This is a genomic window from Candidatus Accumulibacter sp. ACC005 (assembly GCF_907163215.1).
Classification (GTDB): Bacteria; Pseudomonadota; Gammaproteobacteria; order Burkholderiales; family Rhodocyclaceae; genus Accumulibacter; species Accumulibacter regalis.
The window spans coordinates 435,785-451,571 of the sequence record NZ_CAJQUB010000012.1; the positions used below are offsets into that span (position 1 = coordinate 435,785).

General features: G+C 63.5%; 14 protein-coding genes and 1 pseudogene. 14 read left to right on the plus strand and 1 reads right to left on the minus strand.

All coding sequences use genetic code 11. From position 1 onward, the window contains the following. Window positions 1-44: 44 nt before the first annotated feature. The 12 genes and pseudogenes from QZ613_RS15810 (at window position 45) to lysM (ending at window position 12,809) form a co-directional block, all read left to right on the plus strand. A complete protein-coding gene (locus tag QZ613_RS15810; RefSeq protein WP_043567372.1) occupies window positions 45-887 on the plus strand; it encodes a MoxR family ATPase in 843 nt (280 codons plus the stop codon). A gap of 35 nt (window positions 888-922) precedes the next feature. After that, a complete protein-coding gene (locus QZ613_RS15815) occupies window positions 923-2,092 on the plus strand; it encodes a VWA domain-containing protein (RefSeq protein ID WP_043567370.1) in 1,170 nt (389 codons plus the stop codon). A gap of 145 nt (window positions 2,093-2,237) precedes the next feature. Continuing rightward, window positions 2,238-3,605 (plus strand): hypothetical protein, encoded by a 1,368-nt coding sequence (locus QZ613_RS15820; RefSeq protein ID WP_034920195.1) that lies wholly within the window; start codon window positions 2,238-2,240, stop codon window positions 3,603-3,605. Between the two features lie 21 nt (window positions 3,606-3,626). Beyond that, a complete protein-coding gene (locus QZ613_RS15825) occupies window positions 3,627-5,324 on the plus strand; it encodes a hypothetical protein (protein WP_034920193.1) in 1,698 nt (565 codons plus the stop codon). A gap of 51 nt (window positions 5,325-5,375) precedes the next feature. Then, window positions 5,376-5,659 (plus strand): annotated as a pseudogene (locus QZ613_RS15830) (hypothetical protein); the annotation flags it as partial. Window positions 5,660-6,481: 822 nt separating this feature from the next. Then, the gene (locus QZ613_RS15835) at window positions 6,482-7,357 is read left to right on the plus strand and encodes a phosphate ABC transporter substrate-binding protein (protein WP_043567368.1); all 876 of its coding nucleotides are present in this window, start codon (window positions 6,482-6,484) and stop codon (window positions 7,355-7,357) included. Between the two features lie 90 nt (window positions 7,358-7,447). After that, entirely contained in the window at window positions 7,448-8,533 is a 1,086-nt protein-coding gene (locus QZ613_RS15840; protein WP_043567367.1) for a PhoU domain-containing protein, read from the plus strand. 1 nt (window position 8,534) lies between these two features. Further along, window positions 8,535-9,482: a phosphate ABC transporter permease subunit PstC gene (gene pstC / locus QZ613_RS15845; RefSeq protein ID WP_043567365.1), complete on the plus strand. Its 948-nt coding sequence runs from the start codon at window positions 8,535-8,537 to the stop codon at window positions 9,480-9,482. Between the two features lie 3 nt (window positions 9,483-9,485). Beyond that, a complete protein-coding gene (gene pstA / locus QZ613_RS15850) occupies window positions 9,486-10,376 on the plus strand; it encodes a phosphate ABC transporter permease PstA (protein ID WP_291864271.1) in 891 nt (296 codons plus the stop codon). Continuing rightward, complete coding sequence (locus QZ613_RS15855) at window positions 10,370-11,191, plus strand: phosphate ABC transporter ATP-binding protein (protein WP_291864269.1); 822 nt, start codon at window positions 10,370-10,372, stop codon at window positions 11,189-11,191. The genes pstA and QZ613_RS15855 overlap by 7 nt, the downstream gene beginning before the upstream one ends. 113 nt (window positions 11,192-11,304) lie before the next feature. After that, window positions 11,305-12,111, plus strand: coding sequence for a phosphate ABC transporter ATP-binding protein (locus tag QZ613_RS15860; protein WP_043567416.1), 807 nt, complete (start codon window positions 11,305-11,307; stop codon window positions 12,109-12,111). Window positions 12,112-12,296: 185 nt separating this feature from the next. Continuing rightward, window positions 12,297-12,809, plus strand: coding sequence for a peptidoglycan-binding protein LysM (gene lysM, locus QZ613_RS15865; protein WP_043567363.1), 513 nt, complete (start codon window positions 12,297-12,299; stop codon window positions 12,807-12,809). A 25-nt stretch (window positions 12,810-12,834) separates the two neighbouring features. Here the strand turns inward: lysM and QZ613_RS15870 are convergent, their stop codons facing one another. Continuing rightward, the gene (locus tag QZ613_RS15870) at window positions 12,835-13,935 is read right to left on the minus strand and encodes a poly(3-hydroxybutyrate) depolymerase (RefSeq protein ID WP_043567362.1); all 1,101 of its coding nucleotides are present in this window, start codon (window positions 13,933-13,935) and stop codon (window positions 12,835-12,837) included. Window positions 13,936-14,131: 196 nt separating this feature from the next. Between QZ613_RS15870 and QZ613_RS15875 the strand changes: the two genes are divergently transcribed. Together QZ613_RS15875 and mscL are read left to right on the plus strand one after the other, a co-directional pair. After that, complete coding sequence (locus QZ613_RS15875) at window positions 14,132-15,289, plus strand: pyridoxal phosphate-dependent aminotransferase (RefSeq protein ID WP_291983158.1); 1,158 nt, start codon at window positions 14,132-14,134, stop codon at window positions 15,287-15,289. A 69-nt stretch (window positions 15,290-15,358) separates the two neighbouring features. Continuing rightward, complete coding sequence (mscL, locus tag QZ613_RS15880) at window positions 15,359-15,784, plus strand: large conductance mechanosensitive channel protein MscL (RefSeq protein ID WP_291864264.1); 426 nt, start codon at window positions 15,359-15,361, stop codon at window positions 15,782-15,784. Window positions 15,785-15,787: the final 3 nt, after the last annotated feature.

The following is a 15,787-nucleotide window of genomic DNA, read 5'->3' on the forward strand; positions in this document are numbered from 1 at the left end:
TTTGCGCGTAGAATCGACGGGTCGCTTCGAGAGGAAGATTCCCCATGCGCTTTTCCGGCTCCGACAAATACGTCACGACCGGTGACCTGACGCTGGCGGTCAATGCCGCCGTCACCCTGCAGCGACCGCTGCTGATCAAGGGTGAGCCGGGTACTGGCAAGACGATGCTGGCCGAAGAGGTTGCCGCCGCGCTCGGGCGGCCACTCTTCCAGTGGCACATCAAGTCGACGACCAAGGCGCAGCAGGGGTTGTACGAATACGACGCCGTTTCCCGCCTGCGCGATTCGCAGCTCGGTGAGGCCAAGGTCGCCGACATCGGCAGCTACATTCTGAAGGGCGTGCTCTGGCAGGCCTTCGAATGCGAGACGCCGTCGGTGGTGCTGATCGACGAGATCGACAAGGCGGACATCGAGTTTCCCAACGACCTGCTGCGCGAACTCGACCGCATGGAGTTCTTCGTCTACGAGACGCGCCAGAACGTTCGTGCGCGTCACCGGCCGGCGGTGTTCATCACCTCGAATAACGAAAAGGAACTGCCCGACGCTTTTCTGCGCCGCTGTTTCTTCCACTACATCAAGTTCCCCGACCGGGAGACGATGAAGCAGATCGTCGACGTCCATTTCCCGGGACTGAAGCCGGCCCTGCTGCGCGAGGCGCTGGAAGTGTTCTTCGATCTGCGCGAGATCCCCGGTCTGAAGAAGAAGCCGTCGACGTCGGAACTGCTCGACTGGCTCAAGCTGCTGCTCGCCGAGGACATCCCGCCGGAAGCGCTGCGCAGCAAGGACAACAAGAGCGCCATCCCGCCGCTGCACGGGGCGCTGCTGAAGAACGAGCAGGACGTCCACCTCTTCGAACGGCTGATCTTCATGGCCCGCCAGAATCGCTGAGCGCTGACAGCCGCTTCGGCTGAACGATAGCCACCATGCTGATCGATTTCTTCCTGCATCTCAAAGAGAACCGGCTGCCGGTGTCGATCAAGGAGTTCCTGGCCTTGCTCGAAGCCCTGCAGCAGCACGTCATCGAGCACAGCCTCGACGACTTCTACGTCCTCTCGCGCGCGATTCTGGTCAAGGACGAGACGCACTTCGACAAGTTCGACCGCGCCTTCGGCGAGTACTTCAAGGGCGTCGAAGCACTGCCCGGCATGGAAGCACTGATCCCCGAAGACTGGCTGCGGCAGGCGGTGAAGAAACACCTCACCGACGCCGAACGCGCCAAGCTCGAAAAACTCGGCTGGGACAAGCTGATGGAGACTTTCAAGAAGCGGCTCGCCGAACAGAAGGAACGTCACTCCGGCGGCAGCAAGTGGATAGGCAGCGGTGGCACTTCGCCCTTCGGGCACGGCGGCACCCATCCCGAAGGGATCCGCGTCGGCGGCAAGAGCGAGAACCGCTCGGCGGTCAAGGTCTGGGAGAAACGCGAGTATCGCAACCTCGACGACAGCGTCGAACTGGGCACACGCAACATCAAGGTCGCCCTGCGCCGGCTGCGCCGTTTTGCCCGCCAGGGCGCGGCCGAGGAACTGGACCTCGAAGGCACCATCGCCGGCACCGCGCGCAACGCCGGCTGGCTCGATCTGCGCCTGCGGCCCGAGCGCCACAACGCCGTCAAGGTGCTGCTGTTTCTCGATATCGGTGGCTCGATGGACGATCACATCCGCGTCTGCGAGGAGCTGTTCTCGGCCTGCCACAGCGAATTCAAGCACCTCGAGTACTACTACTTCCACAACTGCGTCTACGAATACCTGTGGAAGGACAATCGCCGCCGCCACAGCGAGCGTATCGACACCCACGACGTGCTGCACCGGTACGGCAACGACTACAAGCTGATCTTCGTCGGCGACGCAGCGATGAGCCCCTACGAGATTCTGCAGCCCTGGGGCAGCGTCGAATACAACAACGCCGAGCCGGGCGCCACCTGGCTGCGCCGGCTGACCGACACCTGGCCGCACGCGATCTGGCTCAACCCCGAGTCCGAGCACGCCTGGCAGTACCGCCAATCGACGTCGCTGATCCACAACCTGATGGGCGGGCGCATGTTCCCGCTGACGCTCGACGGGCTGGAGCGGGGGATGCGGCTGCTCAGCAAGTAGGCGCGGCGGTGCTGTCCGGCCTGCCGCGCCGGGGCGATGGGCGTCGCGGTCGACCGCCTGCGCTTGACAGTACCGAGGACGCTGCAGATACTCGTCGGCAGCCTTTGTCATTCCCGATTTTCCCACCTTCATTCCTGCGATCGCCATGACCTATCGTCCGCCCACCAGCATTCTCGAAGTGTTGCAGAAGATCGAGTACGAAGAGGCGCTGCCGGCTGGCGATGAGCGCTACGTCGAGACGCAGGAAGCGCGTGGCAGCGAACGAACTTTTTCGCGACTGGCACGCAAGTTCGGCTGGGACCCGGCCAGCGACGCTTTCTTCCCGCCTGGCGACAAGCACGCCTTGTTTTTCGGCCATATCGGCAGCGGCAAGACCACCGAACTACGCCGTTACGCCGAACGCCTGAACGCTTCGCGGCGCTATTACGTCGTCGAGGTCGATGTGCTGGTCAAGCTCGACCGCAACAATCTGCAATATTCCGAAGCCTTGATGGCGATGGCCGAGACGCTGCTCGAGCGTCTGCTCGGCGACGGCCATTCGCTGGACGACGCCGCCTTGCGGCCGGTGCGCGAGTGGTTCGAGACCGCCATCAAGATACGCTCCACGCAACGAGAAGCGAGCGCCGAGGTCAAGGCCGGCGCGAAAGCCGGTGGTGGCATTCCCGGACTGGTCACGCTGTTCGCCAACTTCACCGCGGCAGTAAAGACCGGCACCAGCCAGAAGAACGAATGGCGCCAGGAAATCCGCAATCGGTTCACGACGCTCGCCGCCGCCTTCAGCCAGCTGATCCGTGCTGCGGAGGCCGAACTGCAGAGCTGCGGCCGCGCGGAGCGCGTCCTGTTCCTGGTCGACGGCACCGACAAGATGCGTGGCGAGGACACCCAGCAGTTCTTCGTTCTCGACGCCGAACAGCTGCTGGCCATCCAGACGCTGGCGATCTACACCGCGCCCCTGCATCTCAAGTACGACGGTCGGCTCGGGGGCAAGCTCGATGCCGACATGGTGCTGCCGATGATCAAGCTGCACGAGCGCGACGGCAGCCGCTGTGAAGCCGGCTGGACGGCGCTGACCCGTCTGCTCCTGCTGCGCGCCGATCGTCGACTTTTTGCCGCCGACACTGACAGTGAGCAACTGGTCGAACATAGCGGCGGACATCCGCGCGAGCTGCTGCGCCTGCTTCGTCTGTGCTGCGAGCTTGCTGATGGCTTGATCGACGACGCCGTCGTGCAGCGGGCCATCGCCCAGCTGGCCGCCGATTACCGTTACTTCCTCAAACCTGCCGACTACGCATTGCTCGCGTCCGTCGACGCAGATCCGGCGCAGGGCGGCAACGACGAGCCCGCGCAGGAACTGCTGCACCGCCTGGCGTTGATGCAGTACAACGACGGCAGGTGGCGGCGCAGCCATCCGGTTGTGCGTACGCTGGAAGGCTACCAGCTTGCCCAAGCGGCCCTGGCGGTGAGGCCCGCAATGCCGGTAACGGCGGTCAATTCCGCCGTTCCGCCGCGTTAGGGCGGCATCGGCGCTGCACGGATGGCCGCTGCCGACTTCGAGATCGAACGCCTTCGGCTGCAGGCCGCCGGCAGCTTGCCGGCGCATTGCTTCGATGATTTTCAGCGCCTGTCGCGAACACTGCTGCATGGGCCAGCCTTCCAGTGGTTGCTGGTTGATGCGCCGCACGAGTTGCTGCGCAAGCAGGTGATGGCCGCGCTCGACGGTGTCCTGCACGCTGCCGGCCTGCAGATAAACCGCTTGCCGCTTGGACGCCGCATTGCCGACGTCGCGACTCTGGAGAAGCGGCTGCTCAAGAACGCCGGCAAAGCGGCCGTGGTGCATGTCATCGGTTCGCAGGGCTGGTTCGACGCGGCCCGCTGGGACGCTTTCAACGTGCGCCGCGAGCGCATCGCTGCCGAAGTGCGCGCCCGGCTGGTGTTCTGGCTCGACGCCGAAGCGATCGCCCTGGCGTCGCACGGCGCCCCCGATCTCTGGGCCTGGCGTGGCGGCGTGTACGCTTTCACCCCGCTTCGTTCCACAGGGCTCCTCCGTACGGATACCGTTGGCGGCGACGCGCCCTTCGTTCCGCACCGGGACGGCCCCGATGTCCGCTCGATGAGCGAGCGCCGTCGCCGCATCGCCGACATTCGCGCCTGGCTGGACAGTCACGGGTCAGCGGCTGACGATCTCATCGTCGCGCCCCTCGAGGAACTCGGCCGACTGCTCCACGCCGTGGGCGATTACGATGCGGCGCTGGCGCATTGGCGTGAGCGCGAGTTGCCGTTGCACCGCCTGCGCGGTGATGACCGCAGAGTGGCGGTGACGCAAGGCAAGATTGCCGATGTGCTGCAGGTGCGGGGGCAGTTGGACGAGGTGCTGCGCATCCGCCGCGAGGAACAGCTTCCGGTCTACGAGCGCCTGGGCGATGCACGCTCGGTGGCGCTGACGCAAGGCGGTATAGCCGACGTTCTGGAGGCACGCGGGCAGTCGGACGAGGCACTGCGCATCCGCCGCGAGGAAGAGTTGCCGGTCTATGAGCGTCTGGGCGATGAGCGCGAGAGGGCGGTGACTCAAGCCAAGATTGCCGACGTGCTAGAGGCGCGGGGGCAGTTGGACGAGGCGCTACGCATTCACCGCGAGGAATTGGTCCCGGTGTTCGAGCGTCTGGGCGATGTCCGTGCGCGGGCGGTGACGCAAGGCAGGATTGCCGACGTGCTGGAGGCGCGGGGGGAGTTAAACGAGGTGCTGCGCATCCGCCGCGAGGAACAGCTGCCGGTGTTCGAGCGCCTAGGTGATGTGCGTGAGAGGGCGCTGACTCAAGCCAGGATTGCCGACGTGCTGGAAGCGCGGGGGCAGTTGGGCGAGGCGCTGCGCATCCGCCGCGAGGAATTGCTGCCGGTGTTCGAGAGCCTGGGCGATGTACGCTCAATGGCGCTGACGCACGGCGGGATAGCCGACGTGCTGGAGGCGTGGGGGCAGTGGGACGAGGCACTGCGCATCCGCCAGGAGGAAGAACTGCCGGTCTACGAGCGCCTGGGGGACGTGCGTGCGCGGGCGGTGGTGCGCTGGAAGATCGCGCTGCAGCTCTTGGGTCGCGCCGAAAGTGCGTCGCTAGCTGAAGCAAGGCAACTGCTTGAAGCGGCCTACGCGGACCTGTCGCGTATGGGGCTGCCCGAGGCGCAGGTGCTGGCCGAGCAAATGCGCGAGCGAGGATTGACCGTCGTGCCTTCGACCTGAGGGTCGCCGACTCGCCACAAGCGCGAAGGTCGCCCGCTTCGGGACGGCAATGACGACAAGTCGATCTTCGTCGGCGACGCAGCGATGAGCCCCTACGAGATTCTGCAGCCCTGGGGCAGCGCCGAGTGTAACAACGCAACAACGCCGAGCCGGGCGCCACCTGGCTGCGCCGGCTGACCGACACCTGGCCGCACGCGATCTGGCTCAACCCCGAGTCCGAGCACGCCTGGCAGTACCGCCAATCGACGTCGCTGATCCACAACCTGATGGGCGGGCGCATGTTCCCGCTGACGCTCGACGGGCTGGAGCGGGGGATGCGGCTGCTCAGCAAGTAAGCGCGGCGGCTCGCTCGCCGCGGATTTGCCCGCGTAGTTCCACCCGACTCCGCAGCGTCTCGCCGGCTGTGCAGACGGCTCGCGCCCGTCTTCGCCGTACCCTTCGCTTGCCGACCGGATCGCCGACCTTCCCCGCGCGTTCGCGTCCTGAGAACGCGCCCGCAATCCGCCCCAGTGCATGTTGAACGCATGAACCGGAATTCTGGAAGTATGGAAATGAAGGCCGGAAACCCGGCCCTTCCGGCGCCTCCCCGAGAACGTTCCAATGTCATGATCCTTGGAAAACCGGCGAAGGATTGCACGCCTGCGGAAGACTTCCGAAAACGCCGTGCAACTCGATGATAAAAAACAATTAATATTATGTAGTGACGATTAACTCTGGCAGTTATTGCGGGTTTTACGCCACCATCGCGGTTGAAAACGTTTAGCCAGAAGTTCTCTGGCCATGGCATTTCATCGAGAGATCCTGTTAATCGGCTTAAGATTCCTGGGCGCAGCAGTTGCCGGCCAATAAACATGCATAAAGCATCGGTCGGCAATAAGAAACATGCGCAAAAACAGCATGTTGAATAACAACTCTGAGCTGTTGTGCTTTCCTTGAAGTTTTTGAAGTACGCGTTTGGCATGTTCTTGCGGGCTTGTCGAAAAAACTTGCGCCGGTTATTGGTCAGGCCAATTTTTATTATTATTTCCTGCACCTGTGGGGCTTGTCAGACAAAATTTTTCTGATAGTCTTTGTCCCTCAAATGCTTTCCGTCGCACTGAAGTCTTTGATCTGCATCTAGAGACTTCAAAAAATTTCCCACCCTTGGAGAATCCCAAATGACTTCGAAATCGATGTTGTTGAGCGTCAGTCTTGCCGTCGCCGGCGCCCTTGCTTCCGGCGCTGTTTCCGCACGCACCGAGATCCAGAACAAGGGATCCGATACCCTGGTCAACGTTGCCCAGTCGTGGGCCGAGCAATACGGCAAGATCAATCCGAATGTGGCCGTTGCCGTTTCCGGCGGCGGTTCGGGCACCGGTATTGCAGCGATGATCAACGGCACCGTGGACATCGCCAATTCCAGCCGCAAGATGAAAGACAAGGAAATCGCCGAGGCCAAGGCCAAGGGCCACGATCCGGTCGAGCACGTCGTTGGCTACGATGCCCTGGCCATCTTCGTACACAAGAACTTCCCCGGCGATTCGATGACCATCACCGACCTGGCCAAGATCTACGGACGCGGCGGCGGAGCGACCAAGTGGAGCGATCTGGGAATCACCATTCCGGGTTGCAAGGACGAGATCGTCGTCGTCAGCCGGCAGAACAACTCGGGAACCTACGCCTACTTCCAGGAGGCCGTTCTCGGTGAGAAGGGCAAGTTCCGCCAGGGAACGCTGGACATGCACGGCTCGAAGGACGTTGCCGACCTGGTCGAGAAGACGCCTTGCGCGATCGGCTACAGCGGCCTGGCCTACGCCACCGACCACCTGAAGGCGTTGTGCATCGCACCCGAGAAAGGCAAGCCCTGCGTCAAGCCGACCGAGGATACCGCTTTCGACGGCACCTACCCGATCGCCCGTCCGCTGTTCATGTACACCGATGGTCAGCCGAAGGCCGATACCAAGAAGTACATGGACTGGATCAAGAGCGACGTCGGCCAGTGCATCGTGGCCAAGGAAGGCTACGCGCCGATCAAGAAAGTCACCTGCAAGTAATCCATTCTTGATGCCGGGCACGGGGACGCTGCCGTTCCCGTGCCCGTTCTGCAACCTGTTGTCCGTTAGCGCTGTGGGGAGCCGCAACCGATGAGCCATTATGAAGAACGTCTCGAGAGAGACCTGTCCCGAATCAAACAACAAGCGACCCTGCTGGCCAAGCGCGTCGACGAGGCCCTCGGCACGGCGGTGCGCGCGCTGCTCACCGGAGACGACAAACTGGCCTACGCAACCGTCCTGGGCGATCAGCGGATCAACGCCGAAAACCGCAAGCTGGACAAGATGTGCCACGCCTTCATCGGCGTCCATCTGCCAAGCGCCGGGCATCTGCGCCTGATGACGGCGATGATTCACGCCAATGTCGCGCTCGAACGCGTCGGCGACTACGCGGTGACCATCGCCCGCGAGTCGGTGCATCTGGCCAAGCGGCCTGACGCGCTGATCAAGCGCGAGGTCGAACTGCTTGCCGGCGAGTCACGGCAGATGTTCAAGCAGGCGGTTTGCGCCTTCATCGACGGCAACGCCGAGAAGGCCAGGGCGACGATGATCATGGCCGATCAGGTCGAGCGGACCTTCGACGTCGTCTTCGCCGATCTGGTCACCGAAGGGGAAAACTTCAGCATCGAGGATCTCTTCGCCTACCTGGGCGTTTTCAATTCGCTCGAGCGCGTTTCCGACCAGGCCAAGAACATCTGCGAGGAGACGGTATTCGCGGTCACCGGGCAGACCAAGGCGAGCAAGGTCTTTCGCATCCTCTTCCTCGACGAGGACAACAGCGTCCTCGGTCCGATTGCCGAGACCGTCGCCCGCAAGAATTTCCCCGAGGGGGGCGAATTCCGCAGCCTCGGCCGTCGCGCCGGTACGACGGCGCCGGAGGTGGTCAGCCTGCTGCAGGAGAGCGGTGTCGATCTGGCCCGCCATCAGTCAAAAGCAATCAACCTGAGCCTTCGCGATCTTGCCGATTTTCACGTCATCGTCAGCCTGCAGGGTCCGGTCAAGTCCTACGTCGAAAACATTCCGTTCCACACCGCGGCGCTGGAGTGGGACGTCGGCGGTCCCGTAGCCGCGGAGCTTACGGGCGACCAGCAGCGCGAGCGCTACGAGGCGCTGACGCGCGAGATCGCCATGCAGGTGAGCAGCCTGATGACCACCCTGCGGGGCGAGGAGGCCGACTGACATGGCCAACAGCAACACTGTACCCGGCGCCGCTGTGGCTGCCGGGGGGGCGGGCGCGTTCGATCGTCGCGATTCTGACTGGTACGTAGACAAGGCGGTTCAGGGCCTTGTGTTCCTCTGCGGCATCTCGGCGATCGTCTTCGTCCTGGGAATCTTCATCTTCGTCTTCAAGGAAGGTGTCGGCTTCATCTTCCACCACATGAACGTCCGCGAGTTCTTTCTCACGCCGTACTGGTTCCCGAGCGACGCCGACGACCCCGAATACGGGATCCTGGCGTTGATGGCCGGGACGGCCAGCGTCACCGGTCTGGCGATGCTGGTCGCCGTGCCTTTTTCGCTCGGCGCGGCGATCTACATCGCCGAGTTTGCCAGCGGCAAGACGCGCGAAACGCTGAAAGTGCTGGTCGAACTGCTGGCGGCGATTCCGTCGGTGGTCTGGGGTTTCATCGGCCTGGTGATCATGAATCCATTGATCATCAAGTGGTTCGACGTGCCGGTGGGTCTGTGCGTGCTCAACGCGGGCATCATCCTTGGTTTGATGGCCGCGCCGATCATGACCTCGATCGCCGAGGATGCGCTCAAGGCGGTTCCCGATCGCTACCGCGAAGCTGCCGAGGCGATGGGCGCGACGCGCTGGCAGGTGACCTACAAGGTGGTGCTGCCGGCGGCCAAGAACGGCCTCCTCGGTGGCGTTCTGCTCGGTGTCGGACGTGGTTTCGGGGAGACGATGGCCGTTCTGATGGCCACCGGACACGCGGTCAATATTCCCGACAGCGTCTTCGACTCGGTGCGCGCGCTGACCGCCACCATCGCCGCGGAGCTGGGTGAAACGGTGGTGGGCGGCGAGCACTATCAGGCGCTGTTCACCATCGGCATTCTGCTCTTCCTGGTCACCTTCACCGTCAACCTGACCGCCGATCTGATCGTGCGCGGAATTCGCAAGGGGTAGAAAATGACAACTGCCAACGCAGCCCTGTTCCAGGCGAGCAGCCTGAATCACCGTAATGCCAGGGTCCAGAGCCTCTATCGAATGCTCTTCGGTTTGATGACCCTGATGTTGATTGCGCCGGTACTGATCATTCTCGGAACCCTGATCCACAAGGGCGGCGGGGCGATCTCCTGGGAGTTTCTGTTTACCGCGCCGACCGACGGCATGCGTACCGGCGGCGTGCTGCCAGCGCTGCTGGGCACCGTCTGGCTGGTGATGGTCGCCCTCTTGCTGTCGGTTCCGATCGGCATCTTCGCGGCCATCTACCTCAGCGAGTACGCCGGCGACAACTGGTTCACGCGGGTGATCAATCTGGCGATCATCAACCTGGCCGGCGTGCCGTCGATCGTGCATGCCCTGTTCGGGCTCGGCGCCTTCGTCATCTTCTTCAAGTTCGGGACGAGCATTCTGGCAGCGAGCATGACGCTGGCGGTGATGACCATGCCCGTGGTCATCGTCGCCACCCGAGAATCGCTGCAGTCGGTGCCGCTGGCGTTTCGCGAGGCCTGCTGGAACATGGGAGCGACGCGCTGGCAGACCATCCGCAAGGTGGTGCTGCCGAACTCGATCACCGGCATCCTGACCGGCGTGATCCTCGAGGTTTCGCGCACCGCCGGCGAGACCGCACCGATCATGTTCACCGGCGCGGTGTTCTTCACGCCCTTCCTGCCGCAAAGCGTGTTTGACCAGACCATGGCCTTGTCGCTGCACCTGTTCGTCGCCGCGACCCAGGTTCCGGGCATCGCCGAGGAGGTCCCGTTCGGCGTCGCTCTGGTCCTCATCGGACTGGTGTTGCTGATGAACAGCGCGTCGATCGCGTTTCGCATGTGGCTCAGGGGGAAGAAGAAATGGTAAGTCAAAGCGCTCTCGAACGAGTGGAGCTTGCCGGTCAGGACGGCGCCGCTTCCGCGGCGCCGCGGATCAAGCTGGCGGTCAAGGACCTGACCATCAGTTACGGCAAGGCAGCGGCGTTGAAGGACGTCAACCTGGAGATTCGCGAGCACGAGATCTTCGGCATCATTGGCCCCGCCAATGCCGGCAAGACCTCGTTCCTCAAGGCGGTCAACCGCATGGACGTCTTCAACACGGGAATGCACGTGGCCGGCGAAATCCGCTTCAACGGACTCGATACCCGCCACCTGAAAAACGTCTATGCGCTGCGCAGTCGCATCGGTGTCGTCTTTCCGCTGCCGGTCGGCCTGCCGATGACGGTCTATGAGAACGTTGCCCTGTCGCCGCGCCTGCGGGGGATCAAGAACAAGGCCGAGCTGGACGTGATCGTGCAGCGCTGTCTGACGCGAGCGGCCCTCTGGGACGAGGTCAAGGATCGTCTGCATGCGCTTGGCAGCCTGCTTTCCGGCGGCCAGCAGCAGCGCCTGACGATCGCCCGGGCCTTGTCGCAGGAGCCCGATCTGTTGATGCTCGACGAGTTCTCGATTGCCGTCGACCCGGTGACCACGATGCGCATCGAAGATGTGCTCAAGGAGCTGCGCCGGGAGGTGACCATCATCCTGGTCACCAACCTGGTGCAGCAGGCGCGGCGCCTGGCCGACCGCACGGCGTTCTTCCTGAATGGCGAGTGCGTCGAGGTCGGCGTGACCGAGGATCTGTTCACCGGTGAGGTGAAGGATCGGCGCACCCGCGACTACGTAGAGGGACGATTCGGCTGAGCCCGGCTGCCTAGCTGGCGCCCTGTTGCCGCGGCGGCCGGGCGCCGGCTTTCGCGCCAGGCGACGCCGCTTGCCACTGAATTGACTTGAATGCCAACGAAGGACATAACGAGATGACCGCCGTCCAAGCCGCTGCTCTGCAGCAGCCAGTTCCAGAATACGCGATCGATACCAAAAAACTGAACCTCTGGTACGGAACTTTCCAGGCTCTGTACGACGTGGACCTGCGCGTCCGCCAGGGCATGATCACCTCGATGATCGGGCCCTCGGGATGTGGCAAGAGTACCTATCTGCGCAGCGTCAACCGCATCAACGAGCGTCTCGGCTACGTGCGCATCGAGGGCAGTATCGACGTCATGGGCCAGAATATCTACGACCCGGGCGTCGAACTGATCCAGGTGCGCAAGCAGGTGGGGATGGTTTTCCAGCGTCCCAATCCGCTGCCCATTTCGATTCGCGACAATATTCTTTTCAGTCACCGTCTGCACGCCAAGGGCGGCGGTGACGTACACCAGGGCACTGCGGACGAAATCGTCGAGGAGTCCCTGCGCACCGTGTTGCTGTGGGACAAGGTCAAGGATCGACTCAAGCGCAAGGCGACCGAGCTGTCGCTGGAAGAGCAGCAGAAGCTGTGTATCGCTCGTCTGCTACCCGTGAAGCCGAAGCTGTTGCTGATGGACGAGCCCTGTTCGGCCCTCGATCCGAAGGGTACCGAAGCGGTCGAGGAGTTGCTCTGGGAACTGCGCGGCCAGTACACAATACTCATCGTCACCCACAACATGGCGCAGGCCCGTCGTGCCAGCGAGGAATGCATCTTCATGTTGATGGGCAAGGTGGTCGAGCATGCGCTTACCGAGCAAATGTTCGTGACACCGCTACACAAGGAGACCTCCGACTATATCGAAGGCCGTTACGGTTGAGCCTACGGTTTGCGCGCAACAAGGCAACGCCCGGCCCGCCGGGCGTTGTGCCGTGGGGGGGCGCTGCCGCTGGCTTGCCAAGGCGGGAGAAAGTGCTAGACTCGCTGCCGTTTGCCGACCGTCGTCAAACCACCGCCAAGTCACTTTCCGGCGCCACCGGGCGTCGCTCAACCGGAGGAATCAGCATGGGCCTTTTCGATTTCGTCAAGGAAGCAGGCGAGAAGCTTTTTCGCTCCCAGGATGCACAAGTCGCGTCGGATGCGGTGACCAATGCGCCCAACGACGATGCGGCCAAAGCCAAACTGGACCAGATGAACCGTGTCGCTGGCGATGCCATTGAGGCTTACGTCAACGCGCAGGGCTTGACGGTAACCGGGCTGACCGTGACCTTTGACGGTGGCAGTGGGGCGGCGACCGTTTTCGGTGTCGCCGCTGATCAGACCAGCAAGGAGAAAGTCCTCCTGTGCTGTGGCAACGTCAGCGGCGTCGCCCGGGTCAACGACATGCTTTCGGTCGACCAGAGCGCGCCGGAAGCCCTCTTCTACACCGTGGTCGCCGGCGACAATCTGTCGAAGATCTCGAAGCTGCACTACGACAATCCGAACAAGTACATGCTCATCTTCGAGGCCAACAAGCCAATGCTCGGTCACCCGGACAGGATCTATCCCGGCCAGATGCTGCGCATTCCTCCCCCCTGATCCGGGCCGGCGGCGCGCTGCGCGCTCAGGGCTGGCGTGCCGCGGGGTCGGCCTGTGGCTGGCGGGGCGCCGCCAGTCTTTCGAGCATGGCGCGCACGGCCTTGATCTGCACGCCACCCTGGGTGGCGTAGTCGCTGCCCGAATAGCCCCACCAGTCCCAGCAGCCGAAGGGATTGTTCAGCCACTGCCAGGATCCGAGCGCCAGGCCATAGCGCGGTTCCACCTGCGGATAGAGGACGATGATGCGATTGCTGTCCGCCCAGCGGTTGTAGCCGGCGCCATCGACGAAGCGGCGGCCGATCTGCGCCGTGCTCTGACGACAGCCATGGAAGACGACATGCACCCTGCAGGCATTGCTGTGGCAGGCCTGCGGCACGAAAGCGTAAGCGGCGTCTGCCAGTCCGGCGTCGATCGCTTTGCCGGCGACGAAGGCGCCCTGATCGAAGCGCAGCATTTCGCCGCTGAGGGTCGATGCCGCCGGCCGTAGTCGGCCCAGCAGATAGCCGAGCATCTCGCCGGCGGCGTCGAAGTCGCCGCAGCGGTTGATGAACGGCGATTGCTCGCTGCCGCAGGGATTGGCTGCCGGGGCGACGATCGAAATCATGGCGTGCCCGGCCTCCGGCAGCTTGACGAAGCGAATCGCCGACGGGGCTATCCACTGGCCATAGAAAGCGGCCAGCCGCTCCATCACCGTGGTGTCAACGATGCTGTCCCTGCCGCCTGAGAACAGCCACACGCGGTCGTCGCTCAGGTGCTCCAGAGGATCTATGCGGCCCGCGCCGGCAATTGCTTCAGCCCTGGCGCGCAGTTCGTCCAGCGACGGCAGCGCTGCCCACCACGAGGGCGCCATGCACTGGGTGAGCGCTCGCCGGATCGATCCTTCGGCACAGTAATACGGGCCGCCCGCGATTACGCCGGCGCCGCTGACCAGCTGCGCGTGCGCGACCTGAAACTGCACCGCCATGAACGCCCCCGACGAGATGCCGGAGACGGTCAGGCCGCTCAATTCGGCGCCCAGCGCCGGCAGAGGCGGCGGTGCTTCCGCTGCGCGGGCGTGGCCGGTGCTCAGCACGAGGACGAGAGCCGTGGCGGCAAGGCTGCGCCAGAGGGTATTCGCGGTGGCCATGGTGGTTGCCGGGGAATGACGATGAAAACGGCGACCGGCAAATGCTAGCAGATCGCCTTGCCAACGACCAGCGCGGCTGGCGGCGACCGCCCGCCCGATGGCTCGCCGGCCTGCAGCGGCGGTGCCTTGTTTGATCGCCGTGGGGCCCCTAAACTACGCCCTTGCTCACTCTCCGCCGCGGCTGTCGCGGATCGCCATGCGCCAGTCCCCAGTCGCCATCGACTCGAAACTTCCCTGGGTCGGGACCACCATCTTCACGGTGATGTCGAAGCTCGCCGCCGACTGCGGCGCGATCAACCTGTCGCAGGGGTTTCCCGATTTTCAGGCCGAAGCGGCGCTTTTCGACGCCACCCTGCAGGCGATGAGCGCGGGGCGCAACCAGTATCCGCCAATGGCGGGCGTGGCCGAACTGCGCACGGCGATCGCCGACAAGGTGGCGGCGCTCTATGGCGCCGACTGCGACGCCGAAGACGAAATCACGGTGACCGCCGGTGCCACGCAGGCGATCTTCACGGCGATCGCCGCCTTCGTGCGCGGCGGCGACGAGGTGATCGTCTTCGAGCCGGTCTACGACAGCTACGTGCCGGCGATCGAAACGGTTGGTGGGAAGGCCGTTTACGCGGCGCTGCGCTTCCCGGACTACCGGCCGGACTGGGAGCAGGTCCGTTCGCTGCTCAGCCCGCGCACGCGGATGATCATCATCAATTCGCCGCACAACCCCACCGGCAGCCTGTTCGACGCCGACGATCTCGCGGCCCTGGCCGAACTGACGCGCGATACGAACATCGTGCTCCTGGCCGACGAGGTCTATGAACACATCGTTTTCGACGGCGCCCGGCACGAGAGCGTCGCCGCACATCCCGAACTGGCCGCGCGCAGCATCGTCGTGTCGTCTTTCGGCAAGACCTATCACATCACCGGCTGGAAGATCGGCTACGTGTTGGGTCCTCGCGAACTGATGCGCGAGTTTCGCAAGGTCCATCAGTTCAACGTGTTTACGGTCAACACGCCCTGCCAGCTGGGGATTGCCGAGTACATGCGCGACGCCTCGCGGCATCTCGGCCTGGCCGCGTTCTACGAAGGGAAGCGCGACTTCTTTCGCCGCCAGCTCGGCGCTTCGCGCTTCGAGCTGCTGCCCTGTCGCGGCACCTACTTCCAACTGGCGCGTTACGGCGCCATTTCCGACCTTCCCGACCAGGAGTTTGCCCGCTGGCTGACCCGCGAGGTGGGTGTGGCGGTGATTCCGGTGTCCGTATTCAATCACGACGGTCACGACGAGCGCGTCGTCCGTTTCTGTTTCGCCAAGCAGGAGGCGACGCTGGCCGCCGCCGGCGAAAGACTGCGCGGCGTTTGACAAGCATTCGCCGATGACCCCACAGTGGCCACACGATGCGCCTTCCTGGCCCAAGACAAAGGAGAAATGATGAGCATGATGCAGGAGTTCAAAGAGTTCGCGATGAAGGGCAACGTCATGGATCTCGCCGTCGGCGTGATCATCGGCGGTGCCTTCGGCAAGATCGTCGAATCCGTCGTCGCCGATCTGATCATGCCGGTGGTGGCGCTCATCATGGGCGGCAAGCTCGATTTTTCGGGCATGTTCCTGGTCCTGGGCACGGTGCCGGAAGGCGTCGCGACGACGCTGGACGCGCTGAGGAAGGCACAGGTTCCCGTCTTCGCCTACGGCAATTTCCTGACCATTCTGGTCAACTTCGTCATTCTTGCCTTCATCATATTCATGATGATCAAGCAGGTGAATCGCCTGAAGCGCAACGAGCCGCCGGCAGCCCCCGCCGCGCCACCGGAGGAGGTGCTGCTCCTGCGCGAGATTCGTGACAGTCTGAAAAAATAGTCA

Excerpts from the sequence above, each read along its gene's own strand:
- QZ613_RS15825 (WP_034920193.1), top strand. The coding sequence starts at position 3,627 with ATGGCCGCTGCCGACTTCGAGATCGAACGCCTTCGGCTGCAGGCCGCC.
- QZ613_RS15810 (WP_043567372.1), top strand. The coding sequence starts at position 45 with ATGCGCTTTTCCGGCTCCGACAAATACGTCACGACCGGTGACCTGACG.
- QZ613_RS15860 (WP_043567416.1), top strand. The coding sequence starts at position 11,305 with ATGACCGCCGTCCAAGCCGCTGCTCTGCAGCAGCCAGTTCCAGAATAC.
- QZ613_RS15855 (WP_291864269.1), top strand. The coding sequence starts at position 10,370 with ATGGTAAGTCAAAGCGCTCTCGAACGAGTGGAGCTTGCCGGTCAGGAC.
- lysM (WP_043567363.1), top strand. The coding sequence starts at position 12,297 with ATGGGCCTTTTCGATTTCGTCAAGGAAGCAGGCGAGAAGCTTTTTCGC.
- pstC (WP_043567365.1), top strand. The coding sequence starts at position 8,535 with ATGGCCAACAGCAACACTGTACCCGGCGCCGCTGTGGCTGCCGGGGGG.
- QZ613_RS15820 (WP_034920195.1), top strand. The coding sequence starts at position 2,238 with ATGACCTATCGTCCGCCCACCAGCATTCTCGAAGTGTTGCAGAAGATC.
- mscL (WP_291864264.1), top strand. The coding sequence starts at position 15,359 with ATGAGCATGATGCAGGAGTTCAAAGAGTTCGCGATGAAGGGCAACGTC.
- QZ613_RS15835 (WP_043567368.1), top strand. The coding sequence starts at position 6,482 with ATGACTTCGAAATCGATGTTGTTGAGCGTCAGTCTTGCCGTCGCCGGC.
- QZ613_RS15875 (WP_291983158.1), top strand. The coding sequence starts at position 14,132 with ATGCGCCAGTCCCCAGTCGCCATCGACTCGAAACTTCCCTGGGTCGGG.
- QZ613_RS15840 (WP_043567367.1), top strand. The coding sequence starts at position 7,448 with ATGAGCCATTATGAAGAACGTCTCGAGAGAGACCTGTCCCGAATCAAA.
- pstA (WP_291864271.1), top strand. The coding sequence starts at position 9,486 with ATGACAACTGCCAACGCAGCCCTGTTCCAGGCGAGCAGCCTGAATCAC.
- QZ613_RS15815 (WP_043567370.1), top strand. The coding sequence starts at position 923 with ATGCTGATCGATTTCTTCCTGCATCTCAAAGAGAACCGGCTGCCGGTG.
- QZ613_RS15870 (WP_043567362.1), bottom strand. The coding sequence starts at position 13,935 with ATGGCCACCGCGAATACCCTCTGGCGCAGCCTTGCCGCCACGGCTCTC.